General features: G+C 61.5%; 14 protein-coding genes. 7 read left to right on the forward strand and 7 right to left on the reverse strand.

The genetic code is table 11. The annotated features are described in order from the left end of the window. Nucleotides 1-9: 9 nt before the first annotated feature. On the reverse strand, nt 10-1,473 hold the full coding sequence (locus CO676_RS10255) for an MFS transporter (protein WP_097520703.1): 1,464 nt from the start codon (nt 1,471-1,473) through the stop codon (nt 10-12). A 289-nt stretch (nt 1,474-1,762) separates the two neighbouring features. Between CO676_RS10255 and greA the strand changes: the two genes are divergently transcribed. Next, nucleotides 1,763-2,239: a transcription elongation factor GreA gene (gene greA, locus CO676_RS10260; RefSeq protein ID WP_014764680.1), complete on the forward strand. Its 477-nt coding sequence runs from the start codon at nt 1,763-1,765 to the stop codon at nt 2,237-2,239. Between the two features lie 140 nt (nt 2,240-2,379). Beyond that, complete coding sequence (locus tag CO676_RS10265) at nt 2,380-3,435, forward strand: glycosyltransferase family 4 protein (RefSeq protein ID WP_097520705.1); 1,056 nt, start codon at nt 2,380-2,382, stop codon at nt 3,433-3,435. Nucleotides 3,436-3,444: 9 nt separating this feature from the next. On the opposite strand, the gene CO676_RS10270 is transcribed toward CO676_RS10265, so the two are convergent. The 4 genes from CO676_RS10270 to CO676_RS10285 all read right to left on the reverse strand — a co-directional run bounded on the left by CO676_RS10270 (nt 3,445) and on the right by CO676_RS10285 (nt 6,907). Beyond that, the gene (locus tag CO676_RS10270) at nt 3,445-4,467 is read right to left on the reverse strand and encodes a glycosyltransferase (RefSeq protein ID WP_097520706.1); all 1,023 of its coding nucleotides are present in this window, start codon (nt 4,465-4,467) and stop codon (nt 3,445-3,447) included. Further along, complete coding sequence (locus CO676_RS10275; RefSeq protein WP_097520709.1) at nt 4,464-5,495, reverse strand: glycosyltransferase; 1,032 nt, start codon at nt 5,493-5,495, stop codon at nt 4,464-4,466. Before CO676_RS10275 ends, CO676_RS10270 begins: the two co-directional genes overlap by 4 nt. Nucleotides 5,496-5,514: 19 nt before the next feature. Further along, nucleotides 5,515-6,327, reverse strand: a complete 813-nt coding sequence (locus CO676_RS10280; RefSeq protein ID WP_097520839.1) for a glycosyltransferase family 2 protein — start codon at nt 6,325-6,327, stop codon at nt 5,515-5,517. A 109-nt stretch (nt 6,328-6,436) separates the two neighbouring features. Continuing rightward, nucleotides 6,437-6,907 (reverse strand): Lrp/AsnC family transcriptional regulator, encoded by a 471-nt coding sequence (locus tag CO676_RS10285; RefSeq protein WP_012708105.1) that lies wholly within the window; start codon nt 6,905-6,907, stop codon nt 6,437-6,439. 409 nt (nt 6,908-7,316) lie between these two features. Between CO676_RS10285 and trxB the strand changes: the two genes are divergently transcribed. The 3 genes from trxB to CO676_RS10300 all read left to right on the forward strand — a co-directional run bounded on the left by trxB (nt 7,317) and on the right by CO676_RS10300 (nt 11,034). After that, the gene (gene trxB / locus CO676_RS10290; protein ID WP_097520712.1) at nt 7,317-8,291 is read left to right on the forward strand and encodes a thioredoxin-disulfide reductase; all 975 of its coding nucleotides are present in this window, start codon (nt 7,317-7,319) and stop codon (nt 8,289-8,291) included. A gap of 215 nt (nt 8,292-8,506) precedes the next feature. After that, on the forward strand, nt 8,507-9,403 hold the full coding sequence (locus tag CO676_RS10295; RefSeq protein WP_014764674.1) for a LysR family transcriptional regulator VtlR: 897 nt from the start codon (nt 8,507-8,509) through the stop codon (nt 9,401-9,403). A 659-nt stretch (nt 9,404-10,062) separates the two neighbouring features. Continuing rightward, complete coding sequence (locus CO676_RS10300; protein ID WP_179875441.1) at nt 10,063-11,034, forward strand: transglycosylase SLT domain-containing protein; 972 nt, start codon at nt 10,063-10,065, stop codon at nt 11,032-11,034. Between the two features lie 99 nt (nt 11,035-11,133). Here CO676_RS10300 and gyrA read toward each other — a convergent pair whose 3' ends face one another. Then, nucleotides 11,134-13,917, reverse strand: coding sequence for a DNA gyrase subunit A (gene gyrA, locus CO676_RS10305; protein WP_097520716.1), 2,784 nt, complete (start codon nt 13,915-13,917; stop codon nt 11,134-11,136). A gap of 302 nt (nt 13,918-14,219) precedes the next feature. Between gyrA and CO676_RS10315 the strand changes: the two genes are divergently transcribed. Further along, entirely contained in the window at nt 14,220-14,849 is a 630-nt protein-coding gene (locus tag CO676_RS10315) for a MarC family protein (RefSeq protein ID WP_014764670.1), read from the forward strand. 67 nt (nt 14,850-14,916) lie between these two features. Here CO676_RS10315 and CO676_RS10320 read toward each other — a convergent pair whose 3' ends face one another. Next, the gene (locus tag CO676_RS10320) at nt 14,917-15,429 is read right to left on the reverse strand and encodes a single-stranded DNA-binding protein (protein WP_014764669.1); all 513 of its coding nucleotides are present in this window, start codon (nt 15,427-15,429) and stop codon (nt 14,917-14,919) included. 284 nt (nt 15,430-15,713) lie between these two features. Between CO676_RS10320 and uvrA the strand changes: the two genes are divergently transcribed. Then, a complete protein-coding gene (gene uvrA, locus CO676_RS10325) occupies nt 15,714-18,635 on the forward strand; it encodes an excinuclease ABC subunit UvrA (RefSeq protein WP_097520719.1) in 2,922 nt (973 codons plus the stop codon). Nucleotides 18,636-18,798 lie beyond the last annotated feature (163 nt).

The following is an 18,798-nucleotide window of genomic DNA, read 5'->3' on the forward strand; positions in this document are numbered from 1 at the left end:
CTGGAGCTCTCACTTGAGCGTGGCGGCTGAAGGTGCCTGCCGCGACAAGCTTAGCGTGCTGACGGCAAAGAAGACCGATGCGACGGCAATCACGCAAGCGAGTGCAAACACGGCAAGCAACGACAAAGACAACACATTGTCGCTGGCGCCTTCATCGAAGCCGAATGCATTGGCGGTTGCGCCGAAAGCGGCAGCTCCGATCGCGTAGCCGGCCGATTGCAGCGTCGGCAGTAGCGCCGAGGTCTTGTCGCGTTCCTCTCTGGTCGACACGTCCATCAGGAACTGGCTGAGCGTTCCCCAACTGATCCCGAAGCCTGCACCGATCGCCACCTGCCCGATGAACACGAGCCGGTGCTCGCCGCTGCCGACGGCGAGTGTCAGCCCGACGAGACCAAGGCAGAGGATCAGCGGTCCCGTCCACATCAGCCGGATGCGAAATGCATGCGAGGGCAGACTGGCGACCACAATTGCTGTTGCACTCCAGGACATGGCCATCAAGGCGCTGGAAAAACCGGCGGCTGTTGGTCCGAAGTCCCACAGCTGCTGCATGGAATAGACGAGATAGACGGAACCGGATGCCTGGGCCAGCGGCATCAACAGAACGACCCAGAGGCCGGTGCCAAGTGCGGTGCGGAGCGAGAACGCACCGGACGGCAGAATGGAATGCGGCGATCTGCGGTCGGACCGGATCGCCATTATGAAAACTGCGAGTGCCATCATGAGCAAAACCGCCATCACATAACCCTTGCCGGCGGTGTTGGAGAGCGAGATCAGCAAGATCCCGAGGCCGAAAGCGACAAGTCGCGGCAATGGAACGGCGCCCGCCGCTACCGTGCGTTGCTTGGGCTGACCGACGATCGCGATGACGAGGGCGATGAAGACCGCCACGGCCGGTATGTTGACGAAGAAGGCGGCGCGCCACGACCAGTATTCCGTGAGTAGCCCGGAGATCAGCGGTCCGGCAAAGGCAGCCGAAGCCCAGACGATCGCTTCCGCCCCGAAGACCTTGGGAACGAGCCGCGGCGGAAAAAGCTCCGGTATCAGTGCGTAGCAAACCCCGGCAATGATGCCCTCGCCCAGTCCCTGAAGCAGCCTGCCGGTGAGCACTTGCGGCATTCCGATCGCCAAGGTCGCTGTGACGGTCCCTGTGGCGAAGACAAGCGCTGCAGCGATGAGCGTATTGCGCGCACCGAATCGGGCTTTCTGATTGGCCGCCAGGGCGCCGCCGATGATGGCGAAGACGAGGTAGAGGGTGAAGGCCCAGGACAGCAAGGCTGCGCCACCGAACTCCTCGACCGCCGTCGGCAAGGCCGTCGAAATAAAGAATTCGTTGAAAGCAAAGAGTGCGACGCCGAGGCACAATGTCACGGTCGCGGCGAGATGATCCCTCCGGAGCAACTCGCTCCAGCGTCCCTCGCCTTCCCTGTGCCTTGTCACGTTGGAGATCCTCGGGTTCTCTTCGGCTACACTCATAGATTGGTTCCGATCGTTTGTTCATGGAACCAGCACTGATACAACCTCAAGTGCTGTTGAGGTAAAGAGGCTTTTTGCAAGCGACCGCTTATTGCGAGAAGCTTGAGGTCGAATGCGGCCTTGGCCGCCCGTGGACAGTCGCGAAAAATCTGGCTTTCGCACTTCCGTTTCTGTTATAAGAACGGTTCGGATGTTTCGGACGGTTCCGGTGCTTTTGCACCGGGGACCGTTTTCTTTTGCGTCGGTGCCGCCGGGAGGTGGCGCCGCGCGCTTGGTAAAGGACAATGAAATGGTCGACAAAGTTCCGATGACCCAGGGTGGATTCGCCAATCTGCAGGAGGAACTGCGCTGGCGCCAGCAGGAAGAACGCCCGCGAATCATCGAAGCGATCGCCGAGGCGCGTGCCCATGGGGACCTGTCGGAAAATGCCGAGTACCATGCCGCCAAGGAGGCCCAGAGCCACAACGAGGGCCGCGTTTCCGAGCTCGAAGATCTGATCGCCCGGGCCGAGGTCATCGATCTGTCGAAGATGTCCGGCTCGAAGATCAAGTTCGGCGCGAGGGTCAAGCTCGTCGACGAGGACACTGAGGAAGAAAAGACCTACCAGATCGTCGGAGACCAGGAAGCTGACGTCAAGGCTGGCCGGATATCGATCTCGTCGCCGATCGCCCGCGCGCTGATCGGCAAGGAAGTCGGAGACTCGATCGAAGTGAACGCACCGGGTGGCTCCAAGGCCTACGAGATCCTCGCCGTTCAGTGGGGCTGAGCGCCCGATCCCACGGCCGAAACGCGCGAACGCGGCAGAGGCCGAACAGGGCCTCGCCCATTCCACCCAAGGCGCGGCGTTCGCTCCGCCCCCCTCTCCCCCAAACAACTGATTGCTAGCGGCGCAAGGAGAGCGCTCACGTGGCCGATATTCGGGACATCGAGATTATTGCGCCCAATTTCAAGCGACGGCTCTCCGGCGTCACTTCGACGATCATCCAGCTTGTTCCCGTTCAGCGCAACCTCGGGCAGAAGATCGCGGTCCTCGGGCTCGGGCTGCCCACGAGTCTGCCATCGATCCGGTTTCGCGACCTGATCCAGCTGTGGCGGACGCCGAAAGGCCGCCGCTGCCGCGTCTGGCATGCGCGCCGCAATGTCGAAATGCTGCCGGCAATCCTGCTGCGCGACCTGCTGCGCATGAAGATCCGGATCGTCTTCACCTCCGCCTCGCAGCGGCGGCATACCGGGTGGAGCAAGTTCCTCATCGGCCGGATGGATGCGGTGATCGCCACCAGCGCCAGGACCGCCGCCTATCTGGCGGTGCCGAGCACTGTCATCCTGCATGGGATCGACACCAAACGTTTCCACCCGCCGGTCGACAAGGCGGCAGCGAAGCGTGGGCTCGATCTCGATCCGTCCAGGAAATACGTCGGCTGCTTCGGCCGTGTCCGTCATCAGAAGGGAACCGACCTTTTCGTCGACAGCATGATCGCCCTTTTGCCCGGCCGGCCTGAATGGGGTGCGATCGTCGCCGGACGCGCCACGGGCCCTCACCTCGCCTTCGAGGCTGAATTGAAGGACCGGGTCGCCAAGGCGGGGCTCGCCGATCGCCTATTGTTCGTCGGCGAGCACACGAATATTCCCGATTGGTATCGCGCCCTCGATCTCTTTGTCGCGCCGCAGCGCTGGGAAGGCTTCGGTCTGACGCCACTCGAGGCGATGGCGAGCGGCGTGCCGGTCGTGGCAAGTGACGTCGGCGCCTTTTCCGAACTGATCGCAGAAGGGCCGGACGAAACCGGGCTCATCATTCCGGCCGGCAATCTCGAAGCGATGGTCGATGGCGCCGCCACCTTCATGGACGACCTGCCCCGCCTTGCGGCTGCCGCCGCGAACGGTCTGGCGCGTGCGTCCAGAGATTTCGCTATCGAGGGCGAAGCTCGGGCAATCGGCGCGATCTACGACCGTCTGATGCGCTGACGCTGAAGCTTACCGTTTCGAGGCGAACAGCGTCAGATAGGCGTCGGTGATCGCCTCCTTGGAGAAATGACTGACCAGCGTCTGATGTCCCCGTTCGGCGAGGGCGGCGCCCAAGCTGCGATCGTCGGCAATCCGCTCGATCGCGCGGGCGAACCCATCGGCATCGCCGATGTCGACCATCAGGCCATTCTCGCCATCGCGCATGAACCATTGCGGCCCTTCGGAGCGACTCGAGACGACTGGCGTTCCCTGGGCCCAGGCTTCCAGGATGACATTGCCGAGCGGTTCGTGGTTCGAAGCCATGACAAAAATATCGGCCGCCGCGAGGAAGGGTCTCGTGTCCTTCTGCCAGCCGGCGAAGCGGACCCTTTGGCTGACGCCGAGATCGGTTGCGAGCTTGTGGAGGTTTTCCCCCTCCTCGCCATCGCCCAGCAGCCAAAGGTAAGCGCCCGGCACTTTGGCAACGGCCTCGATGAGTGTGTGGAAGCCCTTGCGTTCCACAAAACGGCCCATCGACATGACGACGGGCGCGCCCTCCGGCGTGTCGAGCGTCGCCCGGCTTATAGGTTCGACACGTTCGGTGCTGGTGAAATTCGAAATGATCTCGACATCCCGCTTCCAGCCGAGCTTGCGGACATGCTCGGCAATGCCCGGCGTATTGCAGACAATGCAGTCCGTGTTGTGAAAATAGTCGAGGCGAGGCGGATAGTCGCCGAGCCGGGAAATCTTGATGCACCGCTTATAAGGCGGCATCAGTTGGCTGGCGCGCGGTGCCCAGGCCATGAGGGCGTCCGGCCTGTCGCGCTGCGCCATCTGCATCACCTTGCGCGGCAGAAGCAGGCGATCCAGAGACAAGTTCCGGAAATGGCTTTCCCTTATCCTGGTCGAACCTTCGATTTCGGGGCGCCACGGGCGGTGGGGCCGGATAACCGCTGTCTGCTCGACGCCGCGTTCGGCAAGCGCGTTGACGAGGTGGACAAAGAAACGTTCCGCGCCGCCGTCTTTTCCGAAATGGAAGTGCATCACTTTCATCGCTGCGCCGCACCTTTTGCGAAGAGCTCGAGATAGGCGTCGGTGATCGCCTTCTCGGAAAAGCGCGTCTGCAGTGTTTCGCGGCCGCCGGCACTCAGTCTTTCGCGTAGCACCGGATCGTCCCGCAGCCTGCGAATCGCGTTCGCGAGGCCCTCGTCGTCGGCGCAGTCCACCATCAAGGCGTCGCGCTCATGCGTCATCACCCAGGAAGGCCCTTCGGCCCGTGCCGCAATAGTCGGCTTGCCGGCGCCCCAGCCCTCGAAACACACGTTGCCGAGAGGCTCATGCGACGAATTGATCGCGAAAGCGTCACCGGCAGCGAGGTAACCATAGGCATTGGTCTGCCAGCCGGGAAAGCGGACACGCTCGCGTATTCCCAGTTTGTCGGTCAACGCCTCAAGCTCATCCCGTTCCGGCCCGTCGCCGAGCAGCCAAAGATAGACACCCTCGACCTTCTGGATGGCGCGAAGCAGCCCGTCGAAGCCCTTGCGTTTGACGAAACGCCCCATGCCGACTACGACGAATGCTTCGGCGGGCGTTTGCATCTCCGATCGCGCGACCGGCGCGACGGGTGTGGCACGCGTGAAATTCGCGATCACCTCGATATCACGGCGCCATCCGAATTCCCGCACCTTGGCGGCGATGTCCGGGGTGATGCAGACCAATGTCTCGACATTGGTGTAGTAACCAAGATGCTCCGGATAGTCGCCGAGACGAGAAATCCGGAAGGCTTTCTTGTAGGAAGGCATGAAGCGGCTGGCGCGCAACTGCCAGGCCATGATGACATCGGGCCGGAACTCCCTCAGGATGCGCGACATCCGCCACTGGAGGAAAAATCGCGACAGCGAAAGCCGGCGGAAGACGCCCTCGTAGACCTGCGCGCTCCGCTCGATCTCGCTGCGCCAGCTACGCCCGGGCCGGATCAGCACGCGCTGCTCGACGCCCCTGTCATGCAGGGCGTTGACCAGGTTGACGAAGAACCGTTCCGCGCCGCCTTCCTTGCCGAAATGAATATGCATGACTTTCATGGGTCACCTTTTCCGGGCATTAGCGGGAAAGCGCATCGTCGACATTTGGCCGCGCCTTCAGCGCATGCCGCTGATAGACCTTGGCAGCAGTCAGGAACGCGTAGACTGCCCCGGTCATCGCTTCGATGAAGCCGGGAAAGCCGCAGCGCCACAGGCCATTTCGGAAATAGAGCCGGTAGAAATAGAGCGGTGGACTAAACAGCAGCTTGTACGGCCGCGCTGCCTTGCCCTCCGCGACCTGCTGATCCGCTTTCAGCGTCGAATACTTGTTCTCCTTGAGGATCTGCTCGTCGATGATCAGCGGCCGATAATGCAGCAGGCTGCCGGAACGCGCCGCGCCCACCTTGCCGTCCGGAACGATCCCTTCATGCACCTTCTGGCCAAGATCATAGCGGCCGCGGCCGTTGCGGATCAGGCGAAGATTGCGCCGTTCTTGCACTTTTTCGGGCGTGTAGCCGTAGCCGATCAGATAGGGGCGGCGCGCCACCCGCCAGCCGACGATGTCGGCCGGGGCGTTCAAGAGCGAAGGCAACAGAGCCTTGAGCGGTTCGTCGAATCGCTCGTCCGCGTCGATATTGAAGCACCAGGGCTGGCCGCACTGCTCGAGGGCGAATTCCTTCTGCCCGGCATAGCCACGCCATGGTTCGTACATGAACCGGATGCGCCAGCCCTTGTCGATATAGGATTGCACCAGCGCCGCCGTCCCGTCGGTCGAGCCGGAATCGACGATGACGATCTCCGCGCATTGTTCGAGGCTCTCGATGCAATTGCCGAGATAAGCTTCCTCGTTCAAGCAGATGATGAAAGCGGACAGGGGAAGCTTTGGCGTCATGGAGATCTTCTGACCGGCCGCCTGCGTGGCGCGAAAGGGCTCTTGTCGAGCGAGTTTCAAGCTCCGCTTCCCAGTTTCGCCCAGATTGATTGACAACGGCGATGCTTCGCTAGATCTCCACCTGGCAGGCGTCCTTCACTTGGCGGATCGTCAGCATCGTCCGTACTGTATCGACATTGTCCGTCGCAGTGAGCTCTTCAATAACGAAATCCTGAAAGGCCGCAAGGTTCTCGGCGACGCACTGAAGCAGAAAGTCCGATTCACCCGAGACCATCCAGGCCTCGCGGACGAGCGGCCATGATGCGGTGCGAGCAGCAAAGGCCTTGAGATTGGCGTCCGACTGGTGCTTTAGCCCGACCATGCAAAAGGCCACCAGGTCGTAACCGAGCGCAGAGGCATTCAGAAGGGCGCGGTAACCGCGGATGACGCCGGCTTCCTCGAGCTTGCGAACGCGGCGCAGGCATGGCGGCGCCGAGATGCCCACGCGTTCGGCCAGTTCCACATTCGTCATGCGCCCATTGCCTTGCAACTCGCGCAGAATTTTCATGTCGATTGCATCGAGGTCGACGCGTAAGACCATTTGCCAATCCCCGTTTCCATGGAGCTCGCTCGACGAGGTTCCCCTTGCCCGCCGCTCCCGGGCGGGGCGAGTCGGGTCTCGCCCGAGGCGATATTCTTCATGCTGTGGGTAGCACGTAACTGCGCCCTTGAACGAGAGTGCAAGGGGTTGCGTGCACAAAAACCTTTCTGCCGTCGACGGCGACGACGCAGCTTGCCGGATTCCAGACCCTCGATTGGTCGTTTTGCATCGAAAACGATGCAAAAATGCCCGATCTGGTGTCAAATTCATGGTGCGGACGCAACCACTTGTGTGTATCAGCAGCGGTGCCCTTGAAAGAGCGCGCTGTGAATACCTAAAGTAAGGCGATATTTTTCAGCATCGAACCGAACCGGCTCGCACGCCCGTCCGGCGAACTAAGGACCCAAGCATGACCGCCCGCCACACCAAAGTGCTGATCATCGGCTCCGGCCCTGCCGGCTACACGGCAGCGATTTATACGGCCCGCGCCATGCTTTCGCCCGTGCTCATTGCCGGTATGGAGCAAGGCGGCCAGTTGATGATCACCACGGATGTGGAGAACTATCCGGGCTATGCCGATCCGGTCCAGGGGCCCTGGATGATGGAGCAGATGCTGAAGCAGGCGGTGCATGTCGGCGCGGAGATCGTCAACGACATCGTCACCGATGTCGACCTTTCCGTGCGGCCGTTCCGCATCAGGACGGACAGCGGCACAGAATGGACGACCGACGCCCTGATCATTGCGACCGGCGCCAAGGCCAAGTGGCTAGGGATCGAGACCGAGCCGGCTTTCATGGGCTTCGGCGTTTCCGCCTGCGCCACCTGCGACGGCTTCTTCTATCGCAACAAGGACGTTATCGTCGTCGGCGGCGGCAACTCCGCCGTCGAGGAAGCGCTTTATCTCTCGAATCTGGCCAAGACGGTCACGGTCGTCCACCGCCGGGATTCATTCCGGGCGGAAAAGATCCTGCAGGAACGCCTGTTCGCCAAGTCGAACGTCAAGATCGTTTGGGACCATGAAGTGGTCGAATATCTCGGTACACCGGCAAAACCGCCGATGCCGGCTTCGGTCAATGGCGCGAAACTTCGCAATACCAAGACCGGCGTTCTTTCCGAAATGGCGGCGGATGGCGTGTTCGTCGCAATCGGTCATGCACCGGCCGTGGAACTCTTCAAGGGCAAGCTGCGCCAGAAGCCCAACGGTTATCTCTGGACGGCGCCGGACTCGACCGCGACCGATGTCGCCGGGGTTTTTGCTGCCGGCGACGTGACCGACGATATCTATCGTCAGGCGGTCACCGCCGCCGGGATGGGCTGCATGGCGGCGCTCGAGGCGGAGAAATATCTGGCGGGTCATATGCCCGTCGCAATTGCAGCCGAATAGAAGCTGCAAAACGGGGCCTACGTCCTATTGCATGTTTCCTTAGATCGGAGCCGATCTAAGGATAAAAACATGCGGTAATTCAAAGTTCTACGGCGATCTTTGCGTCTGACTTGACGCTGCGCTGTAGAGGGCGTGGCTTCGCATGGGAACAGACGCATCGGTGACGCGCGGAGGACTCTACCCTTTCCTCCGAACGGTCCTTTATGGGGGATTTCATGTCGCTAGACTGGGACAAACTGCGCATATTTCATGCGGCGGCCGAGGCCGGCTCGTTCACGCATGCGGCAGACAAACTTCACCTCTCGCAATCGGCAATCAGCCGGCAGGTCAGCGCGCTCGAGCAGGATGTCGGCATCAAACTGTTTCATCGCCACGCGCGCGGTTTGATTCTGACCGAACAGGGCGAGATGCTCTATCGGACGGCGCACGAAGTGCTGATGAAGCTCGAGAGCGTCAAGGCGAAGCTCACCGAGACGACCGACAAGCCGAGCGGAAAATTGCGCATCACCACGACCGTCGGTCTCGGCCAGGGCTGGCTGACGGACAAGGTCCAGGAATTCATGGCGCTCTACCCGGACGTCCAGGTGCAACTCATTCTCGACAATGAAGAGCTCGACGTGAACATGCGGCACGCCGACTGCGCCATCCGCTTGCGCCAGCCGCAGCAATCGGATCTGATCCAGCGCAAGCTTTTCACGGTGCACATGCATATCTACGCCGCGCCCTCTTACATCAACAAGCACGGCGAGCCGCAGTCGATCCAGGACCTCGACAACCACCGCATCATTACCTTCGGCGAACCGGCACCCAATTACCTGCTTGACGTGAACTGGCTGGAGATCGCCGGACGGGACCCGGACAATCCGCGCGTATCGCACTTGCAGATCAACAGTCAGACCTCGATCAAGCGCGCCTGCCTGCTTGGTATCGGCATCGCCATGCTTCCCGACTACATCGTCGGGCGGGATCCTGGGTTGATCCAGCTGCCGATCAGCGCCGATATCCCCTCATTCGATACTTATTTCTGCTATCCGGACGAAATGAAGAACGCCGCGAAGCTGAAGGTCTTTCGCGACTTTATTGTCGCCAAGGCACGCAACTGGAACTTCTGACGTTCGGAACGATTGCCCGATTTATGAGCAGTTGCCAGCACTTCTCTTAACCTCTTGTTTTTGCGAATAAGTATTTCTCCGCTGCGACCGTACTGCAAAGCAATGCCATTGTGCGATGCAAAAATATGCAGGGATGCGCAGGCGGCATGGCTGTCATGCATATTAAATGATTGCTCCTCGCCCAAAAAAGCAGCATACCAAACCCAGCTGATGCACTTTGGTGGCTTCTCCTCCCAGTGCCACCGCAGCAGCTGTTCCCCTCTGGAGGTTCTAATTACCTTCACAACTACAAGGGCCCAAGTTTTCTTGCGGCCCTCTTTTTTTGTCCGCGGTACCGCACAGCCTTCAGTTGCGAGAATCTGCCGCAGAGCCATTGAACGCGGCCGCGGCGTTCACCATATACCTTTCAGTTGGTGCATCTGGCGGCTTCCTCCTCCCCGGCCGCCGCATCAGCTGTTCCCCTCTGGAGGTTTTGAAACCTTCACAACTACAAGGGCCCAAGTTTTCTTGCGGCCCTCTTTTTTTGCCCGACATCGTTGAGGGAGATGACGAAGCGTATGGGCGCAGAGCGGCGATTCGTTCGGCCGCCGCGCCTGCCCCGTTTCTCGTCGGCGGCGAAGATGCTATTCATATTCACTCGTTCAGCGCCGAGGAGCCGTATGGTCAAACCGAGCAGAGCGGGCCGATGCCACATCTGGAGCAACCGAATGGGACGTCTGGCGCGCACTGCCTGGGCCGGACTGCTGACCGTGATGGCCTTTGCCGGTATCGCCGACGCGCGAACCGACGCCCCGGTCGCGCGCAAATGCCTCTACTCCGGTGTGTCTGCGACAAGCCCGTCGGTTTCCCTCTGCGTCCGCCGCGAGAATTTTGCCCGGGACGTATGCGGCATTATCGAGCATTATGCCGAGGCAAACGGTCTGCCAGCGCCCTTCTTCGCACGGCTGATCTGGCGCGAAAGCCTATTCCAACCGGACGCCGTCAGCCCGAAAGGCGCCGAAGGGATCGCCCAATTCATGCCCGGAACGGCAAAGCTGCGCGGCCTGTCCAACAGCTTCGACGCCGTGGCGGCCCTCGGCAAGTCGGCCGAATATCTGAGCGAACTCAAGCTCCGTTACGGCAATCTTGGTTTCGCAGCAGCCGCTTACAATGCAGGAGAGGCCGGGCTCGAACGGTTTCTCGAGATTGACTGGTTGCCCTACGAGACGCGCGAATATGTCCTGGCGATCACCGCCCATCCGGTGGAGGATTGGCGTGACAACCCGCCAAAGTCGCCCGACCTCGCGCTCGACAAAAACAAGAGCTTCCTGGATGGCTGCGTTGCGCTCGCCAACACCCGGCGACTGCGAGAGGTCGTCGTCGTGGACGAGGCTCCCTGGGCACCATGGGGCGTTCAACTGGCGGCCCACCAGCGCAAAACCATTGCGTACCGCCTGTTCGTGAATGCCGTAAAGAGACTGCCGGCGCCAATCAGTGGTGAAAAGGCGCTGGTGGTGCGCGAGCGCAATGGCAGCTTCGGAGGCAGAACGCGTTATGCCGCCCGCATCGGCCGCCAGACCCGCGCCGAGGCGGACAAGTTGTGCACCGCCATTCGCCGGAGCGGCGGCGCCTGCGTTGTCTTCAAGAACTGATTCGAGAGCTCGGTGTCGTCGCACGGGCCTCGACGAAACTCACTTATAAAGAAAGCCCGCCATATCCGGCGGGCTCCTTGTCGCTTATAGCAAACTCGCTCAATCGTCGGCGTCCGCTGGCGGCTCAGCCACAATGGCTTCACCGGCCGTGACGATCTCCTCGATCTCGTCCTCGCCTTCCGGTTCGCTGATCCGTTCGACCGAGACGACCTTCTCGTCCTTGGCGGTGGAGAAGATCGTGACGCCCTTGGTGGCGCGGCTTGCCAGGCGAATACCGTCCACCGGCACGCGGATGAGCTGGCCACCATCGGAAACGAGCATGATCTGGTCGTTGTGCTCGACCGGGAAGGCCGCGACGAGTTCGCCGATTTCCGCTGTCTTCGAGGTATCGGTGGCGCGAATGCCCTTGCCGCCACGACCGGAGGTGCGGAAGTCGTAGGAGGAGGAGCGCTTGCCGAAGCCCCTTTCGGAAAGCGTCAGCACGAATTGCTCGCGGGCCTTCAGTTCCTCGTAGCGCTCGTTGGTGAGTTCGCCACCATTGGCGACCTCCTCCCCGACAAGCACGATCTCTTCATCCTCGCCGGTGGTAGCGCGACGTTCGGCCGCCGACCGTCTCAGATATCCAGCGCGCTCCCACGGTTCGGCTTCGACGTGAGCGAGGATCGCCATGGAGATGATCCGGTCGGCATCGCCGAGCGAAATTCCGCGCACGCCGATCGAGTTGCGGCCCGCAAAGACGCGCACATCGGAGACCGGGAAGCGGATGCACTGGCCGAGCGCCGTCGTCAGCACGACGTCGTCGAATTCCGTGCAGGTCTCGACCGAGAGGATTTCGTCGCCTTCCTCCTCGAGCTTCATCGCGATCTTGCCATTGCGGTTGACCTGGATGAAGTCGGACAGCTTGTTGCGGCGCACCGTGCCGCGCGTCGTCGAGAACATCACGTCCAGGTTTTCCCAGGTCGTTTCGTCCTCGGGAAGCGGCATGATCGTCGTGATGCGCTCGCCGGGTTCCAGCGGCAGCATGTTGATCAGTGCCTTGCCGCGCGACTGCGGCGTGCCGATCGGCAATCGCCAGACCTTCTCTTTGTAGACGATGCCGCGAGAGGAGAAGAACAGAACCGGCGTGTGGGTATTGGCGACGAATAACCGGGTAACGAAATCCTCGTCGCGCGTCGCCATGCCGGAGCGGCCCTTGCCGCCGCGGCGCTGCGCCCGGTAGGTCGTCAGCGGTACACGCTTGATGTAGCCGAGGTGCGACACGGTTACGACCATGTCCTCCCGGGCGATCAGGTCCTCGTCGTCCATATCCGGACCGCCGTCGGCGATCTCGGTGCGGCGCGGCGTACCGAATTCGTCGCGAACCGCTGCAAGCTCGTCCTTGACGATCTGCATGATGCGGAGCCGCGAGGAGAGGATTTCGAGATAATCGCGGATCTCCTCGCCGATCTTGTTGAGTTCATCGCCGATTTCATCGCGGCCAAGCGCGGTCAGACGCTGCAGGCGCAGGTCGAGAATGGCGCGTGCCTGCTCTTCCGAGAGGTTGTAGGTGCCGTCCTCGTTGATCCGATGGCGCGGATCGTCGATCAGCCGGATCAGCGCATCGACATCGTGGGCCGGCCAGCGGCGTTCCATCAACTGCTCGCGCGCCGTCTGCGGATCGGGCGCGTGGCGGATCAACTTTATGACTTCGTCGATGTTGGCGACGGCGATGGCAAGGCCGACCAAGACGTGCGCGCGCTCGCGCGCCTTGCGCAGCAGGTATTTCGTTCTCCGGCTAACGACCTCTTCGCGGAAGGAGACGAAAGCGCGCAGCATGTCGAGCAGCGTCAGCTGCTCCGGCTTGCCGCCGTTCAGCGCCACCATGTTGCAGCCGAAGGAGGTCTGAAGCGGCGTGTAGCGATAGAGCTGGTTGAGGATGACTTCGGCATTGGCATCGCGCTTCAGCTCGATGACGACGCGATAGCCCTGCCGGTCGGATTCGTCGCGGAGATCGGAGATGCCCTCGATGCGCTTGTCGCGCACCAGTTCGGCCATCTTCTCGATCATCGTCGCCTTGTTCACCTGATAGGGAATTTCGGTGATGATGATCTGCTCGCGATCGCCGCGCATCGGCTCGATATGGGCGCGGCCCCGCATGATGACGGAACCCCTGCCCGTCTCATAGGCCTGGCGAATGCCGGCGCGGCCGAGGATCAGGGCGCCGGTGGGGAAATCGGGTCCCGGGATGATCTGCATCAGATCCGGCAATTCGATCGCCGGATCGTCGATCAGCGCGATGCAGCCATTGATGACTTCGCTGAGATTGTGCGGCGGGATGTTGGTCGCCATGCCGACGGCGATGCCGCCCGCGCCGTTGACCAGCAGGTTCGGAAATTTCGCCGGAACGACGACCGGCTCGTGCAGCGTGCCGTCGTAGTTGTCGCGGAAATCGACCGTTTCCTTGTCGAGGTCATCGAGCAGCGAATGGGCCGCCTTCTGCAGCCGGCACTCGGTGTAACGCTCGGCCGCCGGCGGATCGCCGTCGACGGAGCCGAAATTGCCCTGCCCGTCGATCAGCGGCAGCCTGAGCGACCAGTCCTGCGCCATGCGCGCCAGCGCATCGTAGATCGCCGCGTTGCCGTGCGGATGGTATTTACCCATCACGTCGCCGGTAACGCGGGCGCATTTGACGTATTTCTTGTTCCAATCGATGCCGAGCTCGCTCATCCCGTAAAGGATGCGGCGGTGAACGGGTTTCAAGCCGTCACGCACATCGGGAAGCGCGCGCGAAACGATCACGCTCATGGCGTAATCGAGATAAGACCGCTGCATTTCCTCGATGATGGAAATCGGCTCGATGCCTGGCGGAGTTTTTCCGCCGCCGGGAGTGCTTTGTTCAGTCAATGTCGATCACGATCTTTGTTCAGAATCAGTCAGTTCTTATAGCCGAATGCCGCTTCAAGCGCCAATTTTGGCCAATGGTTTTGAACAGTCTTTTGCTGGCGGAACGGGCTTTTCTAGGGCACGCCTGCACCAATCGGAAGAACTTCCTCTACAGGCGCCGGATCTGCTGGCATGCTCCCGCGTCGACCGGGTTTAAGCCATTGCGCGGCGCTTGGCTAGCGCCCCTTTCCAAGCACGCATGGCTTGCCTAACAATGCGGCTCTGCTACCGGAAATACCGGGGTCAATCCGGAGGGGGAACGGATGTTCGATTTGGATCTCTTGGTCAACGCGCTCACGACGCTGCTCGTCACGCTCGACCCACCGGGTCTCGCGCCGATTTTTCTGAGCCTCACGGTCGGCTTGAGCCGGCAGGAGCGCTTCCAGGTCGCTACCCGCGGCTCGTTGATCGCCTTCTTCATTCTTGCCGCCTTTGCGCTTTTCGGCGACGGCATTCTCGGCCTGCTCGGCATCTCGATCGGTGCCTTCCGCATTGCCGGCGGCCTGCTGCTCTTCTGGATCTCCTTCGAAATGATCTTCGAGCGGCGCCAGGAGAGAAAGGAAAAGACCGGAGAAACGGCGGTGACCAAGGACCACATCCACAACATCGCCGTCTTTCCCCTCGCCTTGCCGCTGATAGCTGGCCCCGGAGCGATCTCGGCAACCATCCTGCTCGGCAGTTCGTTTCCCTCGGTCGTCGAGCGCGTGCAGCTTCTTGTGGTCATTGCCGTGTCGATGGCAATCCTGTTCCTTGCCCTCGTGATTGCCGAACGGATCGATCGCTTTCTCGGTGTCACCGGCCGGGCGATCCTCACCCGCCTCCTTGGCGTGATCCTTGCGGCGCTGGCCGTGCAATTCGTCATCGACGGCGTGCGCTCGGCATTCTCAATTTAGATCGAGAAAACGCAACGGCCCGCTCAGAGGCGGGCCGTATTTTTCTGCAGGTTTTAAACCCTGACGATCAGAACGGGATATCGTCGTCGAGGTCGCGCGAGAAATTGCCGCCGCCCTGGTTCGGCTGGCCGCCGGAACGTCCGCCACCGGAGGATTGCCGCGGCTGATCGTAGTCCTCGTAACCGCCGCCTAAATCGCTGCCGCCGCGACCTGCTCCGCCGCCTTCGCCGCGGCCATCAAGCATCGTCAGCGTCGAATTGAAGCCCTGCAACACGACTTCGGTCGTATAGCGATCATTGCCGGTCTGGTCCTGCCATTTGCGGGTCTGCAACTGGCCTTCGATATAGAGCTTGGCGCCCTTCTTCACATATTGCTCGACGACCTTGCAGAGGCCCTCGTTGAAGACGACGACATTGTGCCATTCCGTCTTCTCGCGCCGCTCGCCGCTGTTGCGGTCGCGCCAGGTCTCCGAGGTGGCGATCCTGAGATTGGCGATCGGCCGGCCGTCCTGCGTGCGCCGGATTTCTGGGTCGGCCCCGACATTCCCGATCAAGATCACCTTGTTGACGCTACCAGCCATATCGCTTTTCCCGTGCTTTCCGCAGGGCCACCGGCCCGGCATTCGAATGTCTCAAGAGCGCGCATCTTAGCGACCAGCCGTCGCCGATACGCCCCGCATCGTACATAATCCACAGCTCATTTGGCAGACCGAGGCTTATGTATGTTCTTTATTTGTTCTAATATTCCCGTATTATCCTGTCAACCGAATCGCAATTGGGCCGCCTGTTTGCCGTTTGCGCCTCGACATGGGCGTTCTCGTCATTACATAGGGGGCTTTCAACCGACATGCAAAACTGGCTTCCGATGAGCGAACTCAAGACCCTCTCCATTCGCGGCGCGCGCGAGCATAATCTCAAGGGCATCGACCTTGATCTGCCGCGCAACAAGCTGATCGTGATGACCGGCCTATCGGGCTCCGGCAAATCCTCGCTGGCCTTCGACACGATCTATGCCGAGGGCCAGCGCCGCTATGTCGAAAGCTTGTCGGCCTATGCCCGGCAATTCCTGGAGATGATGCAGAAGCCGGACGTCGACCAGATCGACGGGCTGTCGCCGGCAATCTCGATCGAACAGAAGACGACGTCGCGCAATCCGCGCTCGACGGTCGGCACGGTCACCGAGATATACGACTATCTGCGCCTGCTTTTTGCCCGCGTCGGGGTCCCCTACTCGCCGGCGACGGGCTTGCCGATCGAGAGCCAGACGGTCAGCCAGATGGTCGATCGCGTCCTGGACTTCGGCGAAGGCACGCGGCTCTATATCCTTGCGCCGCTCGTGCGCGGCCGTAAGGGCGAGTACAAGAAGGAACTCGCCGAACTGATGAAGAAGGGCTTCCAGCGCGTCAAGGTCGACGGGCAGTTCTACGAAATCGCCGACGCGCCGGCGCTCGACAAGAAGTACAAGCACGACATCGATGTCGTCGTCGACCGCGTCGTCGTACGCGCTGACCTCGCCGCCCGGCTGGCGGACAGCCTGGAGACGTGCCTGACGCTTGCCGACGGACTGGCGATCGCCGAATTCGCCGACAAGCCGCTGCCGCCGGAAGAGACAGCCGCCGGTGGCTCCGCCAACAAGTCGCTGAACGAAACGCATGAGCGCGTGCTGTTCTCGGAGAAATTCGCCTGCCCGGTCTCCGGCTTCACCATTTCGGAAATCGAACCGCGGCTGTTCTCGTTCAACAATCCCTTCGGCGCCTGCACGACCTGCGACGGTCTCGGCAGTCAGCAGAAGATTGATGAGGCGCTGATCGTCCCCGAGCCAAACCGGACCTTGCGGGACGGTGCCATCGCGCCTTGGGCGAAATCGACCTCGCCATATTACAACCAGACACTTGAGGCGCTCGGCAAGGTCTTCGACTTCAAGCTCGGCAATCGCTGGAGCGAGCTTTCCGAGGACGCGCAGAGGGCGATCCTGCATGGCACGGACGAGAAGATCACCTTCCACTATCAGGACGGCGCCCGCTCCTACAATACGACGAAGAGCTTCGAGGGCATCGTGCCCAATCTCGAGCGGCGCTGGAAGGAGACCGACAGTGCCTGGGCGCGTGAGGAAATCGAGCGCTTCATGTCGGCCGCTCCCTGCCCCGCCTGCGCCGGTTACCGGCTGAAACCGGAGGCATTGGCGGTAAAAATCCACCGGCTGCATATCGGCGAGGTCACCAACATGTCGATCCGCTCCGCGCGCGACTGGTTCGAGGCCTTGCCCGAGCATCTCAGCACGAAGCAGAACGAGATCGCCGTGCGCATTCTGAAGGAAATCCGCGAGCGGCTGCGCTTCCTGAACGATGTCGGCCTCGAATATCTGAGCCTGTCGCGCAATTCCGGCACGCTTTCCGGCGGCGAGAGCCAGCGCATCCGGCTGGCCTCGCAGATCGGTTCAGGCTTGACCGGCGTGCTCTATGTGCTCGACGAGCCGTCGATCGGCCTGCACCAGCGCGACAATGCCCGCCTGCTCGACACGCTTCGGCATCTGCGCGACATCGGCAACACGGTGATCGTCGTCGAGCATGACGAGGATGCGATCCTGACGGCGGATCATGTCGTTGACATAGGTCCGGCCGCCGGCATTCACGGCGGCGAGATCGTCGCCGAAGGGGTGCCCGCCGACATCATGGCCAATCCCAAGTCTCTGACCGGAAAATATCTCTCCGGCGAACTGTGCGTCGCGGTTCCCGGCGAACGGCGGAAACCGAAAAAGAAGAACGAAATCACTGTCGTAGGGGCGCGGGCTAACAATCTGAAGAATGTGACGGCGTCGATCCCGCTCGGTGTCTTCACCGCCGTCACCGGCGTTTCGGGGGGCGGCAAATCCACCTTCCTCATAGAAACGCTCTACAAGGCGGCCGCCCGCCGCGTCATGGGGGCGCGCGAAAACCCCGCCGATCACGATCGGATCGATGGCTTCGAGCATATCGACAAGGTGATCGATATCGACCAGTCGCCGATCGGCCGGACACCGCGCTCGAACCCGGCGACCTATACCGGCGCCTTCACGCCGATCCGCGACTGGTTCGCGGGCCTGCCGGAGGCGAAGGCGCGCGGCTACCAGCCCGGCCGTTTCTCCTTCAACGTCAAGGGCGGCCGCTGCGAGGCCTGCCAGGGCGATGGCGTCATCAAGATCGAAATGCACTTCCTGCCGGATGTCTACGTCACCTGCGACGTCTGCCATGGCAAGCGCTACAACCGGGAAACGCTCGACGTCCACTTCAAGGGCAAGTCGATCGCCGACGTTCTCGACATGACGGTGGAGGAAGGTGTCGAATTCTTCTCGGCCGTTCCCGCCGTGCGCGACAAGCTTGTGACGCTGAACCAGGTCGGGCTCGGCTATATCAAGATCGGCCAGCAGGCGAACACGCTGTCGGGCGGCGAAGCGCAGCGCGTGAAGCTCGCCAAGGAACTGTCGAAGCGTTCGACCGGACGCACGCTCTACATTCTCGACGAGCCGACAACCGGCTTGCATTTCCACGACGTAGCCAAGCTTCTTGAAGTGCTGCACGAACTCGTCAACCAGGGTAACTCGGTGGTCGTGATCGAGCACAATCTCGAAGTCATCAAGACGGCCGACTGGGTCATCGACTTCGGGCCGGAAGGCGGCGACGGCGGTGGCGAGGTCATCGCGAAAGGAACGCCGGAGGACGTCGTGAAGGAACCACGCTCCTATACCGGGCAGTTCCTGAAGGAGCTTCTGGAGCGACGTCCGGTGAGGAAAGTCGTCGCGGCGGAGTGATCGGGCGGCGCGCCTTCTATGGCTGGGCAAGCGGTTGGACGTCGGCGGACTTGCTGCTCACAGAAACGGGTGGCGGTTCCTATAGGGATCCGCCAAGTTTTGTGCCTTGCGGGGATCTGCCTGGTGGCGGGCGAGACTGTCGAATGAGATGAGAAGCGCGGGC

It is taken from the genome of Sinorhizobium sp. BJ1, assembly GCF_002531555.1.
GTDB classification, from domain to species: domain Bacteria; phylum Pseudomonadota; class Alphaproteobacteria; order Rhizobiales; family Rhizobiaceae; genus Sinorhizobium; species Sinorhizobium fredii_B.

Bases quoted from the DNA above. Each gene is read 5' to 3' on its own strand.
- greA (WP_014764680.1), top strand. From the start codon at position 1,763: ATGGTCGACAAAGTTCCGATGACCCAGGGTGGATTCGCCAATCTGCAG.
- CO676_RS10295 (WP_014764674.1), top strand. From the start codon at position 8,507: ATGTCGCTAGACTGGGACAAACTGCGCATATTTCATGCGGCGGCCGAG.
- CO676_RS10315 (WP_014764670.1), top strand. From the start codon at position 14,220: ATGTTCGATTTGGATCTCTTGGTCAACGCGCTCACGACGCTGCTCGTC.
- CO676_RS10275 (WP_097520709.1), bottom strand. From the start codon at position 5,495: ATGAAAGTCATGCATATTCATTTCGGCAAGGAAGGCGGCGCGGAACGG.
- uvrA (WP_097520719.1), top strand. From the start codon at position 15,714: ATGAGCGAACTCAAGACCCTCTCCATTCGCGGCGCGCGCGAGCATAAT.
- CO676_RS10280 (WP_097520839.1), bottom strand. From the start codon at position 6,327: ATGACGCCAAAGCTTCCCCTGTCCGCTTTCATCATCTGCTTGAACGAG.
- CO676_RS10270 (WP_097520706.1), bottom strand. From the start codon at position 4,467: ATGAAAGTGATGCACTTCCATTTCGGAAAAGACGGCGGCGCGGAACGT.
- CO676_RS10285 (WP_012708105.1), bottom strand. From the start codon at position 6,907: ATGGTCTTACGCGTCGACCTCGATGCAATCGACATGAAAATTCTGCGC.
- trxB (WP_097520712.1), top strand. From the start codon at position 7,317: ATGACCGCCCGCCACACCAAAGTGCTGATCATCGGCTCCGGCCCTGCC.
- CO676_RS10255 (WP_097520703.1), bottom strand. From the start codon at position 1,473: ATGAGTGTAGCCGAAGAGAACCCGAGGATCTCCAACGTGACAAGGCAC.
- CO676_RS10300 (WP_179875441.1), top strand. From the start codon at position 10,063: ATGGTCAAACCGAGCAGAGCGGGCCGATGCCACATCTGGAGCAACCGA.
- CO676_RS10320 (WP_014764669.1), bottom strand. From the start codon at position 15,429: ATGGCTGGTAGCGTCAACAAGGTGATCTTGATCGGGAATGTCGGGGCC.